Consider the following 8882-nt stretch of genomic DNA (forward strand, 5'->3'; position numbering starts at 1 on the left):
TGAGCCGGATGCCGGACGACTCCCTCCGGCCGGTGGACGACGGCGCCGCGACCTCGCCCGCCGTGGTGGTGGTCGGCGCCGGCATCGTCGGCGCCGCCCTCGCCTACCGGCTCGCGACGCGCGGCCGGACCGTCGCGCTCTTCGACGCGGGGCTGCCGGCGTCCGGCGCGACGGGTGCCTCGTTCGGGTGGATCGGACGGCCGGGCACGGACCGCCGTCCGTCGGCGGCGCTCCGACGCCTCGCCGTCGACGAGTGGCACCGGCTCGAGCACGAGGTGCCGGGCCTGAACGTGCGGTGGACCGGCTCCCTCACGTGGGGAGGCGTCGGGAGCTCGGGATCGCCGGGTCACGCGATCGCGGACGCGGCCGCGATCGAGCCGCGCCTCGCGCACCCTCCGGCCGACGGTCGCCACGAGCCGGCTGACGGCGCCGTCGAGCCGACCGCAGCCACCGAGGCGCTCGTCGCCGCCGCCCGTGCGCACGGCGCCGAGCTCCGCGTCGGCGTGCCGGTGACGGGCCTCGTGCGCGACGGCTCGGCGGTGACCGGCATCCGGACCGGCGAGGGCACGTGGCGGGCCCGGACCGTCGTGCTCGCCGCGGGCGTCGGGGCGGTCGCCCTCTGCGCCGGCATCGGCATCGATCTTCCCGTGCGGTCGTCGCCGGCCGTGATGGTGCGGCTGCGCGCGGAGCCGGGGTGGGTGCGCACGATCGTCGGCAGTCCCGACCTGGAGGTGCGGCAGGAGCCGGACGGGACCCTGCTCGTCCCGCTCGCGTACGGCGGAGAGACCGATCGGGCCGCGCTCCGGAGCACGGCCGAACGCGCACGTCGGACCGTGGCGGCCGCGTTCGACGGGATGGAGCCCGAGATCGTCTCGGTCGAGGTCGGCTGGCGGCCGATGCCCGCCGACGAAGAGCCGATCGTCGGGCCGGACGCCCGCGCACCCGGGCTCTACCTCGCCACGATGCACTCCGGCGTCAGCCTCGCGGCCGCCGCGGCTCGCCTCGCCGCGGAGGAGATCGCGACCGGCCTCGACGCGCCCGAGCTCGCCGGCTGCCGGCTCGCGCGCTTCGACGGCTGAGGTCGCGGCCGCGGGCGCGCCGAGCCGGTGCCCGTGCCGCACGGGCGTCCGAGGCATCCGTTACGGTGAGATCCCGGGCCACGACGACACCGTCGACGGCCGGAGAGGATGACGATGGACGACCGGTTGGACTTCGACGCCATCACGATCGACCGGCTCCGCGAGATCGGCGGCATGAAATGGTCGCTGTTCCCCGGCACGATCGGCGCGTTCGTCGCGGAGATGGACTTCGGCGTCGCCCCGCCGATCGCCGACGCCCTGCGCGCGAGCATCGACGACGGCCTGTTCGGCTATCTGCCGCGATCCGTGGCGTCGGCGATGTCGGCCGCGTGCGCGGCGTGGCAGGCCGAGTCGTACGACTGGGACGTGCCGGCAGACCGCATCCACCCGCTGTCCGACGTGCTGAACGGGCTCGAGCTCGTGATCCAGCACTTCACGAGGCCCGGCTCCGCCGTCATCCTGCCGACGCCCGCGTACATGCCCTTCCTCTCCGTGCCGCGCCGACTCGACCGTGAGATCCTCCAGGTGCCGATGCGGGCGGATGCCGGGCGGTACGAGCTCGACCTCGAGGGCATCGACGCCGCGTTCCGCGCCGGCGGCGAGCTGCTCATCCTGTGCAACCCGTACAACCCGGTCGGGCGCGTGTTCACGCGCGAAGAGCTGGCCGACGTGTGCAAGGTGGTCGCGCGGCACGGCGGGCGGGTGTTCTCCGACGAGATCCACGCGCCCATGGTCTACGCCGGCAACAGGCACGTGCCCTACGCGAGCATCTCGGACGTCGCCGCCGCCCACACGGTCACCGCGACGTCGGCCTCGAAGTCGTGGAACCTGCCGGGGCTGAAGTGCGCGCAGCTGATCCTGAGCAACGACGCCGACGTCGACACGTGGGCGCAGCTCGGGCCGATGGCCGGGCACGGCGCGAGCAACCTCGGCGTGATCGCGAACACCGCCGCGTATACCTCGGGGCGGCCGTGGCTGGATCACGTGGTCGCCTACAACGACGCGAACCGCCGTGCGCTCGACGAGCTGCTCATGGCGCGCATCCCCGGCATCCGCTACACGCCGCCCGAGGGCACGTACATCGCGTGGCTGGACTGTCGCGGGCTCGGGATCGAGGGCAGCCCGGCGCAGTTCTTCCGCGAGCAGGCCGGGGTCGCCCTGACCGACGGCATCGCGTGCGGGGCGCCCGGTGAGGGGTTCGTGCGCTTCGTGTTCGCGACGCCGCGGCCGATCCTGGAGGAGGCCGTCGACCGCATGGCCGCGGCCCTGCAGCGCGTGGGCGCCGCGAGCGGCTGAAGCACCCGGCCGGGCTCGGGTCCGCGCGAGCGCGCGGATCCCGCGGCCGGACTCACGCCATGGCGTGCACGGGCGTGCGGAGTCGGGCCTCGGCCAGCTGCTCCGCCGCGTCGAGCGGCGTGACGCCGGCGGCCTCCGCGTCGTCGAAGACCCGGCGGACGCGGTCGCCGATCGCGGCGACGCGCTCGAGGATCTCGTGGCGGGTGCCGGCGCGGCGGGCCTCGAGGTCGAGCCAGATCACGCCGCCGGCGTTCACCACGAAGTCGGGGGCGTAGAGGATGCCGCGGTCGGCGAGCCTGCGCGCGCCGCCGCGGTCGGCGAGAGGGTTGTTGGCGGGGCCGCACACGGCCCGTGCCTGCAGCGCGTCGACGACCTCGTCGGTGAGGAGTCCGCCGATGCCCGCGGGGACGAGCACGTCGGCCGGCACGAGGTGCTCGCTGCCGGGCTCGACCCAGCGGGCGTCGAGGTCGGCGGCGAGGTAGCGCTTGACCGGGTCGACGTCGGTGACGGTGAGGGTCGCGCCCTCGGCGGAGAGACGGACGGCGAGGCGGCTGCCGACCTGGCCGAGGCCCGAGATCGTGATGCGGCGGCCGGCGACGTCGGGTGCGCCGGTGATCCGCTCGAGGGTGGCCCGGATCGCCTCGTACACGCCGAGGCTCGTGGGGCCGGCCGGCTCGCCCGATCCGCCCATCGCGTCGGGCAGTCCGACGACGTGCGCGGTGCGCTCGCTGACCACGAGCATGTCGGATGCCGTCGAGCCGACGTCCTCGGCCGTCCGGTAGAGGCCGCCGAGCAGCTCGACCGCGTCGCCGAGGTCGAGGAAGGCCGCGCGCCGCCGCTCCGGGTCGAGGACGGTCCCCGGAGGCAGCGCGACGACGGCCTTGCCGCCGCCGGCATCCAGACCCGCGGCGGCGTTCTTCAACGTCATCGCGCGCGAGAGGCGCAGCACGTCGCCGAGGGCGTCGCTCCAGTCCGGATAGCTCCACAGACGCGCCCCGCCGAGCGCGGGGCCCAGCACGGAGGAGTGCAGCGCGACGGCGACGAGGAGCCCGCTGCGCCGGCCGGTCGTCACCTCCACGCGCTCGTGGGTGAACTCGGGCAGGGGCAGTGCGTGCGTCATCGCGGTTCTCTCTCGGCTGACCTCGTGGGCCGGTGCTCGGGGCCCCGCGACGAGTCGTCGGGTGTCGTGGAACCCTGCGACCATTGTGCCTCAGTCTCACCTCGGGCGCGACCGCGTCGCACGAGTGTCGCGATCTCGTGCCCGCCCGGCCGCTAGGCTGGCCGGGTGACGCACGACCTCCCCGCCCGCAGCCGCCTCGTCCACGACGCCCTGCGACGGGCCGGGATCGCCGGCGACATCGTGGTGCTCCCGGATGCGGCGTCCACCGCGCCGCTCGCCGCCGCGGCGCTCGGCGTCGAGGTCGGCGCGATCGCGAACTCGCTCGTGTTCTGGTCGGACGGCGAGCCGCTGCTGGTCATGACCAGCGGTGCGCACCGCGTCGACACCGCCGCGCTCGCACAGCGCCTCGCGCGCACGAAGATCGCGCGGGCGACCCCCGAGCAGGTGCGGGATGCCACGGGCCAGGCGATCGGCGGCGTCGCGCCGACCGGGCATCCGGCGCCGATCGCGACGATCGTCGACGAGGACCTGGCCCGCCATCCGGAGCTGTGGGCCGCGGGCGGCACGCCGCACACGGTGTTCCCGCTCACGTTCGACGAGCTCGTGCGGGTCACCGGCGGCACGGTCGCCAAGGTCGACTGAGACGTCGGGCGGGCTCGCGGGAGACGCGGCGTCGCCAGCCGCAGGACCGCTCAGCGGGGGCTGTCGAAGCTCCACGTCGCGGGCTCGACCGCCGACGCGACGTCCCAGTCGGGCTCGTACCAGGTGAAGCGCGCGACCGCGCACGTCGGCATGTGCGCGATGCCGCCGTCGGAGAGCTGCTCGGCGAGCACGGTCATGCCGGGATCGTGGGCCACGATGAGCACCGACGACACGCCGCTGCCGGCCGCCGCCTCGAGCAGTGCGTGCGCCGGCGCGCCGTACAGCTCCTCGCGCAGCTCCGGCTCGAGGCCCAGCGTGCGGCCGAAGAACCCGGCCGTCGTGCGGGCGCGCAGCGCCGTGGACGAGAGGATCGCGTCGGGGAAGACGCCGCTGTCGGCCAGCCGTGCCGCCATCGCGGGCGCGTCGCGCAGTCCGCGGTCGTTGAGCGGACGGTCGTGGTCGTCGAGGCGCGCGTCGCCCCAGTCGCTCTTCGCGTGCCGCACGAGGATGAGGGTGGTCATGCGCGGGACCGCCTTTCCGGGTCCGTGAGGGAGGACCGTGCGCGGGCCCCTTCAGGGAACGTACACCCAGGCCGTCCGGCCGCTCGCGAGCGTGACCGAGATGCGCCGATACAGGAGCGGCGTCTGGTACTCGTCCGAGGCCTCGATCTCGGCATCCGTCAGCGTCAGGACCCGCCCGATCGCCTTGTCGACGGGGTTGCCGGTGCGCCGCAGCCTCGGGTGGACGGCCCGTGGGCAGGCGTCGGAGTCGCGATGGTCCTCGAACTCGGCGTAGTCGACCGTGTAGCCCGTGAGGAAGTCCGCTTGGAGCGGCACCACGTGCCCGAACAGGTCGAGCTGGACCTCCTCCGACTGCATCGCGCCATAGGAGAACAACAGCTGGTCGGCCGCCCGCTCGGTCACGCTCTCAGGGTACTCCCGGGGGTGCCGCCGGGGACAGGACCGGTGCCGCCCGCCGACACACGCGGACACATGCGGTGCGGCTAGCGGAGCAGGGCGTGCGCGACCGTGAAGATCGCGAGGCCGGCCAGGGCGCCGACGATCGTGCCGTTGAGACGGATGTACTGCAGGTCGCGTCCGACCATGAGCTCGATCTTCTCGGTGGTCTCCGCGGCGTCCCAGCGCTCGACGGTGTCGGTGATGATCGAGGCGATGTCGTGACGGTAGCGCTCGACGAGGAACACGGCGGCGTCGGCGATGCGACGGTCGACGCGGCGCTGCAGCGCGGCATCCGTCGCCAGGCGTGCGCCGATCTCGGCCAGCGCCGCGGCGATGCGCCGTCGCAGCGCGCTCTCGGGATCGTCGAGCGCGCGCAGGAGGCCCGCCTTCGCGGTGTTCCACGCCTCGGCGGCGAGCTCACGCACGCGCGGGCTGTCGAACACGGCGCTCTTGGCGTCCTCGAGGCGTCCGATCGTGGCGGGGTCGTGCTGCAGGTTGTCGGCGAGGCGCGCGAGGTAGCCGTCGACCGCCTTGCGGGCGGGATGCCGGGGGTCGACCTGCACGGCATCGACGAACTTCACGGCCTCGTTGTAGACGGTGTCGTCGACGAGGCGGAGGGCGATCGACGGCACCCACGAGGGGAGCCGCTTCGAGAACAGGCCCGTGAACGCGGTGCGGTTGTTCCGCAGCCATGCCGCGATGCTGTCGACGGCGAGGTCGACGGCGCCGTGGTGCGCGTCGGCCGCGACGACGCGCTCGAGCCAGCCGCCGAGCGCCGGGCCCCAGTCCGGCTCGATGAGGTGCTCGCGCGCGAGGTCGGCGATGAGCTCCTGCACCTCGTCGTCGCTCAGCGCGCGGAGGATGCCGGCGGCCATCGTCGACGCCTCGGCGGCGATGCGGTCGGCGTGCTGCGGGTCGCGCAGCCATTCGCCCGCGCGCGCGGCGATCGCGGCGGAGTCGAGCTTGGTGCGCACGACCGAGCCCTCGAGGAAGTTGGTCTCGACGAACTCGCCGAGGGTGCGGCCGATCTCGTCCTTGCGCCGCGGGATGATCGCGGTGTGCGGGATCGGGATCCCGAGCGGATGCCGGAAGAGCGCCGTGACGGCGAACCAGTCCGCGAGGGCCCCGACCATGCCGCCCTCGGCGGCCGCGCGCACGTACTGCAGCGCGGGCACCCGCTCCTGGAGCGCGAACGCCACGACGAAGAGCACCGCCATGAACACGAGGGCCCCGAGCGCGACGCCCTTCATGAACCGGAGCCCGCGGCGACGCTCCTGATCGGCGGGGCTCAGGATCGCGGTCGGTGTCGGAGACATGCCGTCATCCTCGCACGGCGGATCGGGACCCGGTCGGTGCGTCGCGGGTTGCGGGCCGACGCGGTTCGTCGGAGATCCGCGCAATGTCGGACGGGGCGGTGCCGATCCCTCCGACCGGACGCCGATCTCCGACGAGGCGCCGCGCGGAACGGCGTGGGATCAGGACTCGAGGGGCCCGAGCCAGGCGGTCGCGACCGTCGAGTGCGCCGACTCGGGGTCGGACGGGTGGAACAGCCCGGCGAGGACGTCGCGGTACAGGCGGCCGAGCTCGGCGCGCGCGAAGTACGACGATCCGCCGGCCACGAGCATCGCGTCGTCGACGACCGCCTTGGCCGTCGTGACCGCGCGATGCTTGACGCCCGCGAGCAGCGAGAACCACCGGGCGCCGTGGTCGGCGCGGTCGTCGACGTCGCGGCACAGGGCCTCGAGCTGCGGGGGCAGCGCGTCGTACGCGAGCGCCATGTCGGCGACGCGCCAGCGGATGTCGGGATCCTGGCTGTAGGCGGCGCCGGTCTTCTTCGAGCGGCGCGCGTGCGCGGTCTCGACCGCGAGGTCGAGCGCGCGGCGCGCGATGCCGGTGTAGACCGAGGCGAGGAGCAGCTCGAAGACGCTGAAGATGCCGAACACGATCGGGTCGGGGTTCGGCCCGGGATCCACGCGGCGCACCACGCGGTCGGCGGGTGCGACGGCGCCGTGCAGCTCGGTCGTGCGCGACTGCGTGCCGCGCATGCCGAGGGTGTCCCAGTCGTCGCGCGTGACGACGGCCTCGGTGCGCGGCACGAACGCGTAGACGAGCTTCGGCGCGTCCGGCGAGGTCGTGTCGAGGCCGTGCAGCCCCAGCTGCGTCCACACCGGCGCGAGCGACGTGAAGATCTTGGTGCCGGTGAACGCGTAGCCGCCGCCCGGCAGGGGCGCGGCATCCGTGTCGCTGCCGAACAGGACGAGGTCGTTGCCGGCCTCGCTGATGCCGAACGCGAAGACCTCGCCGGCGGCGGCGCCCTCCTGCACGAAGCGCAGCGCGTCGACGCCGCGGTCGGCGAGCACCTTCGCGACGCCCGTCCAGACCAGGTGCATGTTGACGGCGAGCGCCGTGGCGGGGGAGGCGCCGGCGAGCCGCTGCTGCAGGACGGATGCCTCGGCCAGGCCCAGCCCCGCCCCGCCGAGCTCCGCGGGGACGAGGACGGCCAGGTAGCCGGCATCCGCCAGCTCGGCGAGGTCGGCCTCGGGGAACGTGTTGTCGCGGTCGTGGCCGGCGGCGCGCTCGCGGATGCGGTCGAGCAACGCGTCGGGCAGGTGCGCGGCCGGGTCGAAGGTCATGCGAGCGCCTCCCTGAGCTGCGCGATCGTCTCGTCGGGCTTGTCACGATGCGGGGAGTGACCGGCGCCGTCGACCACCGACATCGTGAACGCCGGGTTGCGGAGCACCTCGCGCGCGCCCTCGCCGGAGAAGATCGAGTCGAGGGACGGGTCGGCGGCGATGACGTGCGCGGGCACGCGCAGACGCGCCGCGGCGTCGCGGACGTCCCACGGGGAGTTCTGGAGGATCGTCTGGTCGACCGCCCACGGGCTCGCCTGCCGCACGGAGGTCACCTTCAGCTCGACGTCCTGCTCGTGCCAGGACGGGTGCGCGGCGCGGACGGCCTCGGGCGTCGGGTCGGCGAACGAGTCCTGCTGCCCCAGCCGGGTCTGCTCGCGGCTCTCCGCCGACAGATGGATGCCGGGGTCGATGAGCACCAGCCGCCGCGCCCACGCCGGATCGTCCGCGGCGGCGACGGTCGAGGCGGCCCCGCCCAGCGAGTGGCCGATCACGAGGTCCCACGGGGCGTCGGGCGCGGCGCGCGTGGCGCTGAGGTCGGCGGCGTACGCGGCGATCGTGTAGTCCAGGGTGCGAGGAGCCGTGCCGTGGCCGCGGAGGTCGACCGCGACGGCGTGCCAGCCGTCGTCGGCCAGCGCCGATCCGAAGCGCCACATGAGGGCGCCGTTCGAGCCGAGGCCGTGCACGAGGAGGACACGGCGGGCGGACGCGGGGTCGCCCCACGCGCAACGGGGCAGGGTGACGGGGGTGGCCATGGGCTCCAGCCTAGGAGCGTGGGTCGCCCGGCAGGGGCGGACGGGCTGGATAATGGGCGGGTGATCTCGACGGAGCTGGCACACGCGTTGCGCGACGCGGGACTCGTCTGGCATCCGCGATCCGGCGACCGGTTCCAGCTCGACGAGCCCGAGTTCGAGGCCGACGTCTTCACGGTGAGCGAGATGACCATCGAGCCGCGGGAGTACCCCACCGGGCGGATCCTCGCGTTCAACGGCACGACCGAGTGGGCGCTGGACTCGGTCGCGCAGGACGACGTCCTGTGGCTGCCGCACGAGGCGCAGCTGCGCGAGCGGCTCGGACGGGCGTTCCGTTCGCTGCGGCGCCTCGCCGACACCTACGAGGTCGAGATCGTGTGGCGCGAGGGCGAGGACGAGGAGCG

The 8882-nt window shown here is 74.3% G+C and carries 10 protein-coding genes; 4 read left to right on the plus strand and 6 right to left on the minus strand.

The features are described 5' to 3' along the window. Both WML84_RS10195 and WML84_RS10200 read left to right on the plus strand, forming a co-directional pair. Positions 1–1079, plus strand: a 1079-nt coding sequence (locus tag WML84_RS10195) for an FAD-dependent oxidoreductase (RefSeq protein WP_347346035.1), incomplete at its 5' end; no start/stop codon positions are given. Between the two features lie 114 nt (positions 1080–1193). Then, the gene (locus WML84_RS10200) at positions 1194–2375 is read left to right on the plus strand and encodes an aminotransferase class I/II-fold pyridoxal phosphate-dependent enzyme (protein ID WP_347346036.1); all 1182 of its coding nucleotides are present in this window, start codon (positions 1194–1196) and stop codon (positions 2373–2375) included. A gap of 52 nt (positions 2376–2427) precedes the next feature. On the opposite strand, the gene WML84_RS10205 is transcribed toward WML84_RS10200, so the two are convergent. Continuing rightward, on the minus strand, positions 2428–3495 hold the full coding sequence (locus tag WML84_RS10205; RefSeq protein WP_347346037.1) for a Glu/Leu/Phe/Val dehydrogenase dimerization domain-containing protein: 1068 nt from the start codon (positions 3493–3495) through the stop codon (positions 2428–2430). A 165-nt stretch (positions 3496–3660) separates the two neighbouring features. On the opposite strand from WML84_RS10205, the gene WML84_RS10210 reads away from it, so the two are divergent. Beyond that, positions 3661–4137: a YbaK/EbsC family protein gene (locus WML84_RS10210; protein ID WP_347346038.1), complete on the plus strand. Its 477-nt coding sequence runs from the start codon at positions 3661–3663 to the stop codon at positions 4135–4137. A gap of 50 nt (positions 4138–4187) precedes the next feature. Here the strand turns inward: WML84_RS10210 and WML84_RS10215 are convergent, their stop codons facing one another. The 5 genes from WML84_RS10215 to WML84_RS10235 all read right to left on the minus strand — a co-directional run bounded on the left by WML84_RS10215 (position 4188) and on the right by WML84_RS10235 (position 8481). Beyond that, positions 4188–4658 (minus strand): histidine phosphatase family protein, encoded by a 471-nt coding sequence (locus tag WML84_RS10215; RefSeq protein WP_347346039.1) that lies wholly within the window; start codon positions 4656–4658, stop codon positions 4188–4190. A gap of 51 nt (positions 4659–4709) precedes the next feature. Then, a complete protein-coding gene (locus WML84_RS10220) occupies positions 4710–5060 on the minus strand; it encodes a gamma-glutamylcyclotransferase family protein (protein ID WP_347346040.1) in 351 nt (116 codons plus the stop codon). 80 nt (positions 5061–5140) lie between these two features. Beyond that, positions 5141–6412, minus strand: coding sequence for a DUF445 domain-containing protein (locus tag WML84_RS10225; protein WP_347346041.1), 1272 nt, complete (start codon positions 6410–6412; stop codon positions 5141–5143). A gap of 159 nt (positions 6413–6571) precedes the next feature. Next, positions 6572–7729, minus strand: coding sequence for an acyl-CoA dehydrogenase family protein (locus WML84_RS10230; RefSeq protein ID WP_347346042.1), 1158 nt, complete (start codon positions 7727–7729; stop codon positions 6572–6574). Next, on the minus strand, positions 7726–8481 hold the full coding sequence (locus WML84_RS10235) for an alpha/beta hydrolase (protein ID WP_347346043.1): 756 nt from the start codon (positions 8479–8481) through the stop codon (positions 7726–7728). Before WML84_RS10235 ends, WML84_RS10230 begins: the two co-directional genes overlap by 4 nt. Positions 8482–8541: 60 nt before the next feature. Here WML84_RS10235 and WML84_RS10240 point away from each other — a divergent pair. Further along, positions 8542–8882: pilus assembly protein CpaE (locus tag WML84_RS10240; RefSeq protein WP_347346044.1), on the plus strand; the 341-nt coding region annotated here is incomplete at its 3' end.

It is taken from the genome of Microbacterium sp. (assembly GCF_039812165.1).
GTDB lineage: Bacteria > Actinomycetota > Actinomycetes > Actinomycetales > Microbacteriaceae > Microbacterium.

Coding starts and splice junctions, on each gene's coding strand:
- WML84_RS10200 (WP_347346036.1), top strand. CDS start 1,194: ATGGACGACCGGTTGGACTTCGACGCCATCACGATCGACCGGCTCCGC.
- WML84_RS10205 (WP_347346037.1), bottom strand. CDS start 3,495: ATGACGCACGCACTGCCCCTGCCCGAGTTCACCCACGAGCGCGTGGAG.
- WML84_RS10215 (WP_347346039.1), bottom strand. CDS start 4,658: ATGACCACCCTCATCCTCGTGCGGCACGCGAAGAGCGACTGGGGCGAC.
- WML84_RS10225 (WP_347346041.1), bottom strand. CDS start 6,412: ATGTCTCCGACACCGACCGCGATCCTGAGCCCCGCCGATCAGGAGCGT.
- WML84_RS10230 (WP_347346042.1), bottom strand. CDS start 7,729: ATGACCTTCGACCCGGCCGCGCACCTGCCCGACGCGTTGCTCGACCGC.
- WML84_RS10235 (WP_347346043.1), bottom strand. CDS start 8,481: ATGGCCACCCCCGTCACCCTGCCCCGTTGCGCGTGGGGCGACCCCGCG.